Origin of the sequence: Streptomyces sp. NRRL S-1022 (genome assembly GCF_000720135.1) — a bacterium.
In the GTDB taxonomy this organism is placed as follows: domain Bacteria; phylum Actinomycetota; class Actinomycetes; order Streptomycetales; family Streptomycetaceae; genus Streptomyces.
In genome coordinates, this window is the sequence record NZ_JOIU01000004.1 from 222,836 (window position 1) to 234,937 (window position 12,102).

Annotated in this window: 14 protein-coding genes and 1 pseudogene; 6 read left to right on the top strand and 9 right to left on the bottom strand. The window is 74.3% G+C overall.

The window, feature by feature from the left end; all coding sequences use genetic code 11:
- Nucleotides 1-2: 2 nt before the first annotated feature.
- Nucleotides 3-713, bottom strand: coding sequence for a response regulator (locus IG05_RS0105755; RefSeq protein ID WP_030339768.1), 711 nt, complete (start codon nt 711-713; stop codon nt 3-5).
- Nucleotides 710-1,579 carry a sensor histidine kinase gene (locus IG05_RS0105760; protein WP_199808250.1) on the bottom strand — a complete coding sequence of 290 codons (870 nt, stop codon included), beginning with the start codon at nt 1,577-1,579 and terminating at the stop codon, nt 710-712. The genes IG05_RS0105755 and IG05_RS0105760 overlap by 4 nt, the downstream gene beginning before the upstream one ends.
- A gap of 139 nt (nt 1,580-1,718) precedes the next feature.
- On the opposite strand from IG05_RS0105760, the pseudogene IG05_RS41920 reads away from it, so the two are divergent.
- The 4 genes and pseudogenes from IG05_RS41920 (at nt 1,719) to IG05_RS0105780 (ending at nt 5,660) form a co-directional block, all read left to right on the top strand.
- Nucleotides 1,719-2,425, top strand: a pseudogene (locus IG05_RS41920) (ABC transporter ATP-binding protein).
- The gene (locus tag IG05_RS0105770; RefSeq protein ID WP_030339771.1) at nt 2,422-4,731 is read left to right on the top strand and encodes an FtsX-like permease family protein; all 2,310 of its coding nucleotides are present in this window, start codon (nt 2,422-2,424) and stop codon (nt 4,729-4,731) included. The pseudogene IG05_RS41920 and the gene IG05_RS0105770 overlap by 4 nt, the downstream one beginning before the upstream one ends.
- A 107-nt stretch (nt 4,732-4,838) precedes the next feature.
- Nucleotides 4,839-5,189: a VOC family protein gene (locus tag IG05_RS0105775; protein ID WP_030339773.1), complete on the top strand. Its 351-nt coding sequence runs from the start codon at nt 4,839-4,841 to the stop codon at nt 5,187-5,189.
- 72 nt (nt 5,190-5,261) lie between these two features.
- Entirely contained in the window at nt 5,262-5,660 is a 399-nt protein-coding gene (locus tag IG05_RS0105780) for a MarR family winged helix-turn-helix transcriptional regulator (protein WP_030339774.1), read from the top strand.
- Between the two features lie 90 nt (nt 5,661-5,750).
- Here IG05_RS0105780 and IG05_RS49045 read toward each other — a convergent pair whose 3' ends face one another.
- The 6 genes from IG05_RS49045 to IG05_RS48275 form a co-directional block, all read right to left on the bottom strand.
- The gene (locus tag IG05_RS49045; protein ID WP_063760068.1) at nt 5,751-6,227 is read right to left on the bottom strand and encodes a hypothetical protein; all 477 of its coding nucleotides are present in this window, start codon (nt 6,225-6,227) and stop codon (nt 5,751-5,753) included.
- Nucleotides 6,228-6,703: 476 nt separating this feature from the next.
- A complete protein-coding gene (locus tag IG05_RS0105790; RefSeq protein ID WP_030339776.1) occupies nt 6,704-7,102 on the bottom strand; it encodes an SseB family protein in 399 nt (132 codons plus the stop codon).
- Nucleotides 7,103-7,346: 244 nt separating this feature from the next.
- Complete coding sequence (locus IG05_RS0105795; protein ID WP_030339778.1) at nt 7,347-7,898, bottom strand: isochorismatase family protein; 552 nt, start codon at nt 7,896-7,898, stop codon at nt 7,347-7,349.
- The gene (locus tag IG05_RS0105800) at nt 7,895-9,400 is read right to left on the bottom strand and encodes a purine-cytosine permease family protein (RefSeq protein WP_051789526.1); all 1,506 of its coding nucleotides are present in this window, start codon (nt 9,398-9,400) and stop codon (nt 7,895-7,897) included. The genes IG05_RS0105795 and IG05_RS0105800 overlap by 4 nt, the downstream gene beginning before the upstream one ends.
- A gap of 90 nt (nt 9,401-9,490) precedes the next feature.
- The gene (locus IG05_RS0105805) at nt 9,491-9,805 is read right to left on the bottom strand and encodes a DUF2795 domain-containing protein (RefSeq protein ID WP_030339782.1); all 315 of its coding nucleotides are present in this window, start codon (nt 9,803-9,805) and stop codon (nt 9,491-9,493) included.
- Between the two features lie 9 nt (nt 9,806-9,814).
- The gene (locus IG05_RS48275; RefSeq protein WP_199808251.1) at nt 9,815-9,964 is read right to left on the bottom strand and encodes a hypothetical protein; all 150 of its coding nucleotides are present in this window, start codon (nt 9,962-9,964) and stop codon (nt 9,815-9,817) included.
- A gap of 189 nt (nt 9,965-10,153) precedes the next feature.
- On the opposite strand from IG05_RS48275, the gene IG05_RS0105815 reads away from it, so the two are divergent.
- The gene (locus IG05_RS0105815) at nt 10,154-10,348 is read left to right on the top strand and encodes a DUF2795 domain-containing protein (RefSeq protein WP_030339783.1); all 195 of its coding nucleotides are present in this window, start codon (nt 10,154-10,156) and stop codon (nt 10,346-10,348) included.
- Nucleotides 10,349-10,778: 430 nt separating this feature from the next.
- On the top strand, nt 10,779-11,639 hold the full coding sequence (locus IG05_RS0105820; protein WP_030339785.1) for a CAP domain-containing protein: 861 nt from the start codon (nt 10,779-10,781) through the stop codon (nt 11,637-11,639).
- On the opposite strand, the gene IG05_RS0105825 is transcribed toward IG05_RS0105820, so the two are convergent.
- Nucleotides 11,606-12,061, bottom strand: a complete 456-nt coding sequence (locus tag IG05_RS0105825) for a hypothetical protein (RefSeq protein WP_158838793.1) — start codon at nt 12,059-12,061, stop codon at nt 11,606-11,608. The two genes, IG05_RS0105820 and IG05_RS0105825, sit on opposite strands and share 34 nt — an antisense overlap.
- Between the last annotated feature and the right edge of the window lie 41 nt (nt 12,062-12,102).

Sequence of the window (12,102 nt, forward strand, 5' to 3'; positions counted from 1 at the left end):
GGCTACTCAGTTCCCCTCCGCGCGCCGGCGCGGCTGTCGCCCGGTGTCACCAGTCCCGTCTCGTAGGCGAGGACGACCGCCTGGGCGCGGTCGCGCAGACCGAGCTTCGCGAAGATGCGGGCCACGTGGGACTTGACCGTGGCCTCGCTCAGGGTCAGCTCGGCGGCCAGTTCGCCGTTGGACAGGCCGCGGCCCATCAGCGTCAGCACCTCCCGCTCGCGGGGGGTGAGGGCGGCCAGCCCTTCGGGCACGGGTACGGGGGTCCGCCCGGCCTCGGCCGCGTACCGCTCCACCAGGCGCCGGGTGATCTGCGGGGCCAGCAGGGCGTCGCCGGTGCCGACCAGCCGTACGGCCGCCGCCAGGTGCTCCGGGGTGACGTCCTTGAGCAGGAAGCCGCTGGCCCCGAGGGACAGGGCCGTGTACACGTACCGGTCCAGGTCGAAGGTGGTCAGCATGAGCACCCGGCAGCCGGGAGCGTCGGCCAGGATGCGCCGGGTGGCCTCCAGGCCGTCCATGACCGGCATGCGGATGTCCATGAGGACGACGTCCGGCTTCAGTTCGCGGACCGCGGTGACCGCTTCGGCGCCGTCGGCGGCCTCGCCGGCCACCTCGATGCCCCGGGCGGTGAGGATCAGCCGGAAGCCGGTCCGGATCAGCGTCTGGTCGTCGGCGATCAGGACGCGGGGCGCCCGCCCGGGCGCGTCCGCGGTCACGGCCGGTCCAGGGGGATGCGGGCGCGGACGCGGAAGCCGCCGCCGAGTCTGCGCCGGGCGTCGAGGTCGCCGCCGTAGACGGCGACCCGTTCGCGCAGGCCGAGCAGGCCGCGTCCGGTGCCCTGGGCATGCCGTCCTGGGCCGGCCGGTGCGGTCCCGGTGAGCACGCTGGGGCCGGTGTTGAGGATTTCGACGCGCAGGGCGTGGTCGGCGTAGCGCACGGTCACCTGGGCCTTGCCGCCGTCGCCGTGCCGGAGCGCGTTGGTCAGGGCCTCCTGGACGATGCGGTAGGCGGTCACGTCGACGCCCTGCGGCAGCGACCGCGGCTCGCCCGAGACGCGGACCTCGACGGGCAGGCCGGCGAACGATATCCGGTCCACCAGCGGGCCGAGGCGGTCGAGGCCGGGCTGCGGCGCGAGCGGCGTACGCACCGGTGTCGCGCCCCGATACGCTGCCGGATCCGCGGCCGGTCCCGGGTCGCCGTCCGTGCCGTCCTGCGCGGGGGCGAGCAGGCCCAGCAGGTGTCTGAGGTCGGTCATCGCGCCCCGGCCCGCGTCCTCGACGGCCCGCAGCGCGGTGGCCGCCTCGTCCGGCATCGTGCCGAGCACCTCGCGGGCGGCGCTCGCCTGGACGACCATCAGACTGACGTTGTGACTGACGATGTCGTGCAACTCGCGGGCTATCCGGTCGCGTTCGGCCGCGATCGCGGCCTCGGCGGCGCTCTCCCGCTCCCGTTCCAGCAGCCAGCCCCGCTCCCCCACCGCCGCCTGCCAGCGGTGCCGGGTGCGCACCAGCGCCGCGGTCAGCCCCAGGACCGCCGCGCACGCCACCGCGAGCACCACCGTCAGCATGTCGTCCTCCCCCATGGCCCCACTCTCGCAGACGGCACCGACAGCCGCATCGGCCTGGGGATCCAGTGCACTGCATCCCCGGGATGAGCCGGGCGGACGAGTGCCGTCCGGGGAGGGATGCCCCGGGCTGCGGCCGCCGTCTAGCGTCCTGCCCATGGTCACAGAGGTGGGATCGGAAGACGCCGTCGTACGGCTCGACGGAGTGCGCAAGGAGTACGGCGAGACGGTGGCGCTCGACGGGGTGTCGCTGGACATCCGGGCCGGGGAGGCGGTCGCCGTGATGGGCATCTCGGGGTGCGGCAAGTCCACGCTGCTCAACATGATCGCGGGCCTCGACCGGCCGTCGGCCGGCCGCGTCGTCGTCCACGGGGAGGACGTCGGGGAGTTGAGCGAGAAGGATCTGGCGCTGTACCGGCGGCGCCGGATCGGCATGATCTTCCAGTTCTTCAACCTCATCGACGACCTGTCGGCCCTGGACAACGTGGCGCTGGCGGGCCGGCTGACGGGTACGCCGGCCGGCAGGCCCGGCGGCGGGCGCTGGAGCTGTTCGAGGAGCTGGGCATCGCCGGCCGGCGCAACGCCTATCCGGCGGTGCTGAGCGGCGGTGAGCGGCAACGGGTGGCGGTGGCCCGGGCGTTGATGAACCGGCCCGCGCTGCTCCTGGCGGACGAGCCGACCGGCGCGCTGGACAGCCGGGCCGGGGAGCAGGTGATGGACCTGCTGATCGATCTGAACCAGATCGGGCAGACCCTGGTCATCGTGACGCACGACGAGCACCTGGCGCAGCGCTGCGCGAGCCGTCTGGTGCTGTTGGCCGACGGCCGGGTGACCGGCGAGCACACCCTGGAGCCGTCGGTATGAGTGCGGTGTGGCTGGCCGCGCGTGCGGCCGTGCGCAGGCGGCGGCTCCAGACGCTGGTGATCTGGCTCGTCACGCTGGTGTCGACCGGGTCGCTGGTGGTGGCGCTGGGTCTGGTGGACGCCGCCTCGGCGCCGTTCGACCACGCCTTCGAGAGACTGCACGGGCCGCATGTCGTGGCCGCGTTCGACAGGGGCAAGGTGTCGGACGCCCAGGTGACGCGCGCGGCGCGGCGGCCGGGGGTGGAGGCGGTGGCGGGGCCGTTCCCGCAGGCGACGCTCGGCGTTCCGCGCGGTGCGGCGGACTTCGGTCTCGGCGGCGAGATCACGGTGGTGGGGCGTTCCGGTCCGGGCGGCCCGGTGGACCGGGTGGACCTGTGGGCGGGCCGGTGGCCGGCCCGGCCGGGCGAGATGGTGCTGAACCGGCAGCGCGACTGGACCGCCGACGACCTCGGCAGGACGTTCCGGGTGCCGTCGGGTCCGAAGCTCACCATCGTCGGGTTCGCGTTCGACCTGAGCCACACGGCGGACGCCTGGGTCACCCCGGCGCAGATGGGGGCGCTGCACCCCACCGGCCGGCAGATGCTGTTCCGGTTCCGGGACGCGTCGACGCAGGACGGGCTGCGCGCGGAGCTGTCCGGGGTGACCGCGGGGCTGCCCCGGGGGGCGCTCGCCGGATCCCAGACGTACCTGTCGCTCAAGCACCGGATCGGCAGCAACGCGCGCGCGTACGCGCCGTATCTGATGGCGTTCGGCGTCCTCGGCATCCTGGTGGCGGTGCTCATCGTCGCCAACGTGGTCGGCGGGGCCGTGGTCTCCGGGTTCCGGCACATCGGCATCCTGAAGGCGGTGGGCTTCACGCCGGGCCAGGTCCTGGGCGTCTACCTGCTGATGATCTCCGTGCCGGCCGTCCTGGGCTGCGCGCTGGGCACCTGGGCCGGCAATCTGCTGGCGCGGCCGTTCCTGCGGTTCGTCTTCAGCGGGCCGGCCTCGGGTGTGCTGCACGGCACCCTTGGGATCGCGCCCTGGGTGAACCTGCTCGCCCTGCTCGGCATGCCCCTGCTGTGCGTGCTGGCCGCGCTCGGGCCTTCGGTGCGGGCGCGGCGGCTGTCGGCGGCGCGGGCCATCAGCGCGGGCAGTGCCCCGCGGGCCGGACGGGCGCTCGGCATCCAGCGGCGCCTGGCGGGCGCCCGGCTGCCCCGGTCGGTGAGCCTCGGCATGGGGCTGCCGTTCGCGCGGCCCGCGCGCAGCGCGCTCACGCTGGTCGCGGTGGTCCTGGGCGTGACGACGGTCACGTTCGCGACCGGTCTGGCGGCGACGCTGAGCAGCTACGGCACCGGCGGTCGCCCCACCTACGACGTCACCGTCTACGTGGGCGCGTTCCGGCACGGCACCGAGGTGCGGCCGGTGCACGGCGACCGTGAACTCCAGGCGCTGCTCGGATCGTTGCCGGGAGCGAGTCATGTGACGGTGCGGTCGGACGACGAAGCGGTCCTGGCCGGCAGCACGCAGGTGGTCATGTTCGAGGGCCGGCGCGGCGGTCCGTCGCTGGACAGCGTGCTCACGAAGGGCCGCTGGATGCACCGGACCGGGGAGGTGGTGGCCGGGTCGCCGTTCCTGCGCCGCAACGGAGTCCGTCTCGGGGACCGTCTGCGGCTGCGGAAGGACGGCCGCGAGGAACAGGTGACCGTCGTCGGCGAGACGATGGACACCGACGACCGGCTGGTCGTCGGCGACTGGCCGACGGTCACCGCGCTGATGCCGGGCGTTCGGCCCATCGCCTACCACGTCAAGCTGCGCGCGGGCACGGACCGGAAGGCGTACGCCCGCGCGGTGGAGGCGGCCGATCCGGGGCTGTTCGTCCAGCCGAGCGGTTCGAACAGCGTGACCGGAACCATCGTGGGCTCCGCGACGGCCCTCACCCTCATGCTCGCCCTGGTCGCCTCGCTGGGCGTCTTCAACACTGCCGTCCTCAACACCCACGACCGGCGCCGGGACCTCGGCATGCTGAAGTCGATCGGCATGACCCCGCGCCAGGTCACCGTGATGACGGTGACGTCGATGGCGGTGCTCGGCGCACTGGGGTCGCTGCTGGGTGTCCCGCTGGGCATCGCCGCCCACCGGGTGGTGGTGCCGCGCATGGCGGCCGGGGTCGACATCACGCTGCCCCCCTCCATGACGGACGTCTGGCACGCGCCCGTGCTGGCCCCGGCGGCGCTCGCGGGGGTGGTGATCGCCGTCTTGGGCGCGCTGGTGCCCGCCCGCCGGGCGGCCCGCCTCACGGTCGCCGAGGTGCTGCGCAACGAGTGACGGCGACGACCGGTCAGGATCGGAGAAGCCGTCGCGGGTGTCCCGGGCCTAGCGTGGGAGCACCGACGGGGACCCGTCGGGTTCCGCGCCGTGAAGGAGTGAGCGACATGACCGCCGGCCTGCAGACGATCATCTACCCCGTGAAGGACCTGGCGCGCGCCAAGGCCCTGTTCGGCGCGCTGCTGGGCGTCGAGCCGTACGCGGACGAGCCGTACTACGTCGGCTTCAAGGCCGCCGGCCAGGACGTCGGCCTCGACCCGAACGGGCACGCCAAGGGCATGACGGGCCCGGTGCCGTACTGGCACGTGACGGATCTGCGGGAGCGGCTCGCGGCGCTGCTCGCGGCGGGGGCCGAGCTGCTCCAGGACGCGCAGGACGTCGGCGGCGGCCGGCTGATCGCCTTCGTGAAGGACCCCGACGGCAACCTCGTGGGGCTGCTGCAGGACCCTTCGGCCTGAGGACCGGACGCCGTCCCCCGAGCCACTAGTTGCACACTCAACGATTGGCTGGATCGGTGCTACGGTGCGGTTATGGCAGTCACGACGGCCGACACCCGGCTCGAAGAGCGCTGGCGGGACATCCTCACCGTGCACGCGCACACGATGTGCGAGATCGACCGGGCCCTGCATCCGCACGGACTCGGCGCCAGCGACTTCGAGGTGCTCGACATCCTGGCGGCCCAGTCGCCCGTGCAGGGCGACTCGTGCCGGGTGCAGAACCTGGTCGGCCGGGTCCATCTCAGCCAGAGCGCGCTGTCCCGGCTGATCGGCCGGCTGGAGAAGGACGGTCTGGTGGAGCGCTCGGTGTGCGTGGAGGACCGGCGCGGGGTGTGGGTCGCCCTCACCCCCAAGGGCCGCACGCTGCACGCCGAGGTGCTGCCGGTCCAGCGCGCGGTCCTGCGCCGGATGCTGGCCGGGCAGGAGGACTAGGGCCCCTCGCTCGGACCGGGCCGGCCCCGCTCCGCGGCCCCTGGACCACCAGCTCGGTCCCGTCCGGCAGGATCTCGGCGCCGTACTCCGTCACGCGTGCGCGTGCGGGCGAGGCGGGGTCGAGCGGGTTGCCGTCGGCGAGGTGGGTGTGGATGCGGCGCGGGCCGGGATGACGGGCCAGTGCCGCGGGGAGCCGTCCGGGCCGCCGACCGGAAGACGGCCCGGGACGGCCTGCCGGGCAGCGGGGCGCGCCACCGTGGCCGTCTCGCCGGGGCTGAAGCCGGTGCCGTCCAGCAGAACGCAGTCGGCGTCGGCGCACAGCTCGTCCAGGACGGGGCTCCACGCACCGACGCAGGGCGCGTACACCGGCACGCGCCCGCTCGCCAGGTCCTCGACGCGGTACGCCGTCCACCCCGGCCCGGCGGGTACCGTCGCACCCACCGGGTGCGCGGTCGCGACGAGACCCCCGGCCGGCACGAAGCCGCCGTCGGCCAGCCCGTCGGCCCACTCCCAGGAGGCGTGGGGGTCGAGGACCGCGCGCACCGCCGGCGCGGCGTAGATCTTCACGCCCGCCGCGGCGCGCAGCTCGGCCGGGCCGGCCGTGTTTGCCGGCCGCGGCGTCGGTGAGCAGCACGCCGCGCAGCGGGGTGTCCCGGGGGCTTGGCCACAGGGCCGGGGTGGCGGCCGGCTGGGCCCGCAGGCCGGGTGAGGCGTTCAGCAGCCACCAGTCGCGGCCGTTGCCGGTGACGGCGGCGCACTCGCGGGTCCGGGCGGGCAGTCCGCCCTCGCGCGCGGCGGTGCAGAGCGCGCAGGCGCAGTTCCACCGCGGGAGACCGCCCCCGGCGGCGGTGCCCCGCAGGACGGCCCTCACGACCATCGACTCCTTCGCGCTCGCCCGGATCCGGCTCCGGCAGGTTGCCCGCCGCGGCGGGCGGTGACCGCCGGCGGCGGGGGCAGATCCGGGCCGGCCTGCGACGGGAAGGGTCCGGGCGGTACGCGGGCGCGGGTGGTGCGTGATCGCTCGCCGGTCGCCCGTCGTCCGGTCAGCGGGCCAGCAGGGTGCGCACTCCCTGTGAGGTGAGGGTCAGGGCGTGGGCGGAGCTGCCGTCGATGGCGAGGGAGAGGTCCTCCGCGGGCCACCCCTGGGCGAGCGCGGCGAGCGGGATCAGGCGGTAGCGCGAGACGAACGGCAGCAGCTCGGCCATCTCGCCCTCCGAGGTGAACACCGGGACGACGTGGTCGCCCCCGGGCTGTTCCAGGACGGGCAGGGCCACCGTCGTGGCGTCGGCACCCTCGCCGTCCACCGCGTCGTCCGGTACCGGGACGAGTACGTCACTGTGGGCGAGGGTGTCCAGGGCGGCCTGGTCCTCGGCGTTCTCGGCCAGCGCGTCCAGTGCCTGCTGGGCGGGCGTCGGCTGGGCCTCGTGTGCGGGTGTCTCCATGGCTGGTCCCCAGGTTGCGGTGGTCGTACGGGCCGCCGGGGCGGGCTGGTGCCCGGGCGGGCTCCCGCCACGCGTACCCGGTGGGGTGCCGGGCATGCGTGACGATCGGAGGGAGGTCCGGTGGGGAGGGGGTGCCCCGCGCACACGGGCGTGTCCTGCTCGTACGGCCGCCCGCACGGGCCTCGCCGAAGGCTGGGTCACGCGTGTTCGCCGGGCAGCCGCTCACCGGCCGGGCGGCTGCCGGTCACGGCTCGGTCCGCGCGAGCAGGCCGGCGACGGTGGTGACCCGGACCAGCGGCCGGTACAGCTCCATGACCCGCAGGGCCCTGAGGTGGGAGTCGTCGTCCACGCCGGCGCAGGCGTCCGCCACGACCAGCACTTCGGCGCCGGCGTCCGCGGCGGCCAGCGCGGTGGACAGCACACAGCAGTCGGTGCTGACGCCGGCCAGGACCAGGCGGCCGTCCGGGCCGACCCGGGCGGCGAGTTCCGGGGTCCACTTGCCGAACGTGGTGGTGTCCACGACATGGTCGGCGAGCGCGGCGAACTCGTCCGTCAGCGCCCACAGGTCCGCGTCCGGCCCCCGGCGGGCGAAGGGCCACTGCGCGTAGTAGGCGCGCCAGGCGCCGGCCGGCCGCTCGGGGGCCAGGAACCGGGTGAAGGTGACCCGGCCGGCGAAGGCCGGCAGCAGGCTGCGCACGCCCGCCGCCGCGTCGGCGTAGCGGGGGGCCGCCCAGGGACTGTCGGGGTCGGCGAACACGTGCTGCATGTCGATGACGGCGAGATGACCGGCGCTCATGGGTTGAGCACACCCTCGTCGAGCACCGGGCCCGGTGCCTGGGCCTCCTGGGACCGCACCCGGCCCCGGCCCGCCGGCAGTGAGCCGAGGAAGGCGAGCGCCAGCGCGGCCAGGACGCCCAGGTTGGCGTAGGCCCAGGCGCCGGTCCTGCCGCCGAGGCCGAACGGTTCCAGCAGGTAGCCCTGCCAGGTCAGCCAGCTCGCGGCGGTGTTGGTGACCAGGCCCCAGCCGACGGCGGTGGCGGCGAGCGTGAGGAGCAGCGGGAGGAGCGGGACGTCGCCGTAGCGGCCGTGCGGGCGGAACAGGTCGCCCTCGTCGTAGTCGCGGCGGCGCAGCGCCAGATCGGCGAGCATGACGCCGGCCCAGGCGGCGACGGGCACACCGAGTGTGGTGAGGAAACCCATGAACTGGCCGAGGAAGTCGTCGGCGAAGAACACGATGTAGACGGCGCCGGCGATCATCAGCACCCCGTCGAAGAGCGCGGCCAGGTAGCGGGGCACGCGCAGGCCGGCCGAGAGCAGTGCCAGGCCGGAGGAGTAGATGTCGAGGACGGCGCCGCCCACCAGGCCGAGGACGGCGACGACGGCGAACGGCACCAGGAACCAGGTGGGCAGCAGGGTGGTCAGCGCCCCGATCGGGTCGGCCGCGATCGCCTTGCTCAGCGTGCCGGAGGAGCCGGCCAGCAGCAGGCCGAAGAGCAGCAGGACGAGCGGTGCCAGGGAGGCGCCGAAGGCGGTCCAGCCGATCACTCCCCGGCTGGAGGAGCCGCGGGGCAGGTAGCGGGAGTAGTCGGCGGCGGCGTTGACCCAGCCGAGGCCGAAGCCCGTCATCATGAACACCAGCGCCCCGATGAACTGCTGTACCGAGCCGGCCGGCAGGGCGTCGACCGCGCTCCAGTGGACGTGGTCGGCGACGAGGGCGATGTAGACGATCGTGAGGATGCCCGTGATCAGGGTGATCCAGGTCTGCAGCCGCATGATCAGGTCGAAGCCCATGACCCCGCCGACGACGGTCAGCGCCGCCACCACCACGAGGGCGGCCACCCTGGTCCCGGTGCCGCCGCCCCAGCCGAGGCGGCCGAAGACGGTCGCGGTGGCCATCGTGGCGAGCGCGGTCAGGACGGTCTCCCAGCCGACGGTGAGCATCCAGGACACGACGGACGGCAGCCGGTTGCCGCGTACCCCGTAGGCGGCCCGGCTGAGCACCATGGTGGGTGCCGAGCCGCGCTTGCCGGCGACCGCGACGAAGCCGCACAGCAGGAACGAGACGGCGATGCCGAGCACGCCGGCGGTGAGGGCCTGCCAGAAGGACAGGCCGAAGCCCAGGGCGAAGGCGCCGTAGCTGATCCCGAGCACGGAGACGTTGGCCCCGAACCAGGGCCAGAACAGCGAGCGCGGGGTGCCCCGGCGCTCCGTGTCCGCGATCACATCCAGCCCGTGCGCCTCGACCTGGAGGGGGCGGCCGGCGGATCCGCTGCCGGGGGGATCGTGCGGATGCGTCATCGCCGAAGCCACCTGTCCTGCCGGTCCGGAGTGTCCGGTTCACGCTAGGTCGGGCCCCAGGGGCCGTCAAGGCGGGACGAGTCGGGCCGGTCAGCGGTCGAACTCCTCGTGGATCGTGGTCTTCGGCTCCTCCCGGAGGTGCTGGGAGAAGCCCGGCCTGCCGCCGCGCCGGGCCCGCCGCGCGGCGGTGCGGCCGGGGTCCGTGTCCGGGTCCACGCGGACCGAGCGGGCCACGTCCGCGGGCCCGGTGCACTCCTCGGCGGGCAGGCCGCGCAGGGCCTCGACAACCTCCTCGGAGGCCCCCGCCTGCCGGGCCGCCGCGACCAGGCGGTCCCTGCCCGCCGGGTAGGTCACGTCCTTCAACGCGCCCAGCACCTCGGTGACGCTGGGGTGTGCCGTGCTCATCGCGCTTCCTTACGGGTCGTCCTCGGCGGTGTTCCCGTCCGCGTCCTCGTCGGCGGGGTCGGCGCCTTCCGCCTGTGAGGGGGTGGTGCGGGGCGGCTGCTGCTCGGGGGCGGCCTCCTCCGGTTCGCCCTCGGCCTGAGAAGGGGTGTTCTCGCTCATCGGAGCCTCCCGTGTCGTCCGGCACGTGTCGCGCGCGGGTGTCCGAAGCGGCCGGGTACCCGTGCGTCCCCGGACCCATCACTCATGGAATTCCTGAATCCGCTTGTGCGGGAGGGGTACCTGACCAGTCCGGCGCAGCATGCGGCGCCGGCCCGATGACCCTGATCCAACTCACCGCCTGGAGGAGCCATGGCGGGTATCACCCCACCTGATCTGCAGAAAGCTCTGTCCGGCGCGGAGTACCCGGCCAGTTCCGATCAGCTTCGGAAGGTCGCCGAGGACAATCACGCGCCCAAGGAGGTCACCGAGCGGATATCCCACCTCGGGAAGAAGGAGTTCCAGAACCCCGCCGAGGTCAGCAAGGCCGTCTTCAGGAACGAGTGACGGCGGCCGGACACGGGTGTACGGCGGCCGGGCCTTCGGCTCGGCCGCCGTTCCACGCACCGATCACCCGGCGGTCCTCGTCCCCGGCGGGAGGTGACATCCGTCACAGCCGCCTCGGCAACTAAGCGGCGCCGATAGTAGGCGCCACTCCGGCGACATATAGGATTTGTCCGTCTTGCCGTGGGCACGAGTCATGCTCCGGGTCACGACGGACCCTCCACTCGGCACGGCACCGCATCCCCCGGCAGATGCCCGTTCATGACGGTCCGCCAGTGTCGCGCAAACGTCGCGGTCGCGAAGTCGGCATCTCCCGGCTGCTCTGACAAGGGGCGTGCCGGTCTACGAGGCAAGGTAGTAGAAGGGCCCTTTGCGCCCGCTGTGCACCCATCCCAACAATGAGCGCTCGGCGATCACCGAGTGAGGTTGACGTATGGGCCAGCACCGCAAAACGAAGCACTACCGGCGAATAGTCATCGCTGCCGCCGCCGTTGGGGCCGTGGGCGTGCCGTCCGTCGCCCTGGCCTGCACCGAGTGGCCGTACGGCCCGGAGGGCCCGGCGCAGACCGTCGCGACGACCGCACCCGCGGCGCAGTGGCAGTACGCGCCGGGGGATTACCCGAGCAATGCCGACACCACCGGCGCGCCCCTGGCCACCGTGCCGCCCGCGCCCGGGGCCACGGCGTCACCGAGCGCCCCGGCCGGCGCCCCGCCGAGTGTCCGCGTGACCGTGCACCCGCACGCGAAGAAGCACGCCGGGAAGCACACGCGGAAGAAGGTCACGGTCCACCAGTCCCGGCGGACCGCGGTACCCGGCACCCCCCAGGCCACCGCTGCCGCGTCCACGGCCCCCGCCGCGCCGGGCACCCCGAAACCGGCGGCCACGCCGAGCACCCCGGCGCCGGCGGCCACCGCGTCCGGCGTCACCGCCGAGATCCTGCGGCTGGTGAACGCCGAACGGGGCAAGGCCGGTTGCCAGGCGCTGACCCTCAACCCCGTGCTGACCAAGGCCGCGCAGGCGCACAGCGAGGACATGGCGGCCCACCAGAACATGTCGCACACCGGATCCGACGGCTCCGCTCCGGGCGACCGCATCACGCGCGCCGGCTACGCCTGGAGCAGTTACGGCGAGAACGTCGCCTACGGGTACGGCACGGCCGGGCAGGTCATGGCGGCCTGGATGTCCAGCCCGGGCCACCGGGCCAACATCCTGAACTGCGGCTTCAAGGAGATCGGTGTGGGTCTCGCCCAGCCCGGCAGCTACTGGACCCAGGACTTCGGCACGGCCCGCTGAGCGGCGGCGGCCGGCGTCCCGTCCCGGCCGCCGGGGCCCGCCGGTCCGGGCAGGGCGCGGAACAGCGGCCGGCTGAGCGCCGGCACCGGAAGCAGCGGGGCCGGGGCGGTCCGCAGGGACGTGGCGTCGGCCACTTGCCCGCCGAGGGAGCACGCCAGTCCGCCGACGGTCGGGCCGAGGCCGACCCCCGTGGGCAGGTGGTCCTGGCCGAGGGTGACCTGGAGGGAGAACGGCACGTACAGCCCGGCGGCGGCCAGGGCGACGCACGGGTACAGGGCGGGGCCGGGGACGACCAGGACACCGGCGACCGCCGCGACCGCCGGCAGGTTGCGGCTGCACCACGCGCTGGTTCCGCCGGCCTGGAGGACGCCGGTGACCACGGTGGCGCGCCGCTGCGGCCGGTCCTCGGCCGGCGCGTTCATCGACGTGTTCCGCCGCGCCTTCGGGCCCACTCCGGGCAGCG

Bases quoted from the DNA above. Each gene is read 5' to 3' on its own strand.
- IG05_RS0105775 (WP_030339773.1), top strand. From the start codon at position 4,839: ATGACCGCCGGCCTGCAGACGATCATCTACCCCGTGAAGGACCTGGCG.
- IG05_RS48275 (WP_199808251.1), bottom strand. From the start codon at position 9,964: ATGAGCGAGAACACCCCTTCTCAGGCCGAGGGCGAACCGGAGGAGGCC.
- IG05_RS0105760 (WP_199808250.1), bottom strand. From the start codon at position 1,579: ATGGGGGAGGACGACATGCTGACGGTGGTGCTCGCGGTGGCGTGCGCG.
- IG05_RS0105780 (WP_030339774.1), top strand. From the start codon at position 5,262: ATGGCAGTCACGACGGCCGACACCCGGCTCGAAGAGCGCTGGCGGGAC.
- IG05_RS0105790 (WP_030339776.1), bottom strand. From the start codon at position 7,102: ATGGAGACACCCGCACACGAGGCCCAGCCGACGCCCGCCCAGCAGGCA.
- IG05_RS0105825 (WP_158838793.1), bottom strand. From the start codon at position 12,061: ATGAACGCGCCGGCCGAGGACCGGCCGCAGCGGCGCGCCACCGTGGTC.
- IG05_RS0105815 (WP_030339783.1), top strand. From the start codon at position 10,154: ATGGCGGGTATCACCCCACCTGATCTGCAGAAAGCTCTGTCCGGCGCG.
- IG05_RS0105805 (WP_030339782.1), bottom strand. From the start codon at position 9,805: ATGAGCACGGCACACCCCAGCGTCACCGAGGTGCTGGGCGCGTTGAAG.
- IG05_RS0105795 (WP_030339778.1), bottom strand. From the start codon at position 7,898: ATGAGCGCCGGTCATCTCGCCGTCATCGACATGCAGCACGTGTTCGCC.
- IG05_RS0105770 (WP_030339771.1), top strand. From the start codon at position 2,422: ATGAGTGCGGTGTGGCTGGCCGCGCGTGCGGCCGTGCGCAGGCGGCGG.
- IG05_RS0105820 (WP_030339785.1), top strand. From the start codon at position 10,779: ATGGGCCAGCACCGCAAAACGAAGCACTACCGGCGAATAGTCATCGCT.
- IG05_RS0105800 (WP_051789526.1), bottom strand. From the start codon at position 9,400: ATGACGCATCCGCACGATCCCCCCGGCAGCGGATCCGCCGGCCGCCCC.